This is a genomic window from Vibrio sp. 704, from assembly GCF_033339295.1.
In genome coordinates, this window is the sequence record NZ_JAWOUH010000670.1 from 1 (window position 1) to 607 (window position 607).

Here is a 607-nt window from a genome sequence, read left to right on the forward strand (position 1 = left end):
CTTTGCCCATGAGCCAGATCTCTATGGCATGGACGCATACTACTTAATGTTGGAAAAAGTTACGCGCTATTTAGAACGAATCCAAGACGATACACGTTTGGATTTGGTGCGTCGTTGTTTTTATCTCAAAACCCATGAAAAGCTGTCGCGTGAACCCGATGTCGGTTCGGTGGCTTGGCGTCGTGAAGCGCTGAGCGACATGGTTGCGAAATGGAAGTGGGATGACAGCGTGGTTGCCGAGCTCGATGATCGCCGCAACTGGAAAGTTGAACAGGTGAAAGTCGTGCATCATGCGTTGCTTGATGCATTGATGCAGAGCTACCGTAACTTGATTCAGTTTGCGCGTCGCAACGACATCACATCCGCGATCAGCCCGCAAGACATCAGCATTCTTGCGCGTAAGTTGTACGCTGCGTTTGAAGTGTTGCCGGGCAAAGTGACGTTGCTGAACCCACAAATTTCCCCTGATTTACATGAACCAGATTTGAGCTTCATCGAAGTTAAAGAAGGTGGGGTGAACAAGTCGGGTTGGTATCTCTACAAGCAACCATTGATCGCACATCGCATTCTTGGGCAGCCATGTCTTGAGCATCACGAATACTTGAGC

General features: G+C 49.1%; 1 protein-coding gene. It reads left to right on the forward strand.

The window, feature by feature from the left end:
• A partial coding sequence (locus tag R7R24_RS28425) for a class I adenylate cyclase (protein WP_318120408.1) occupies positions 1-607 on the forward strand: 607 nt, incomplete at both ends.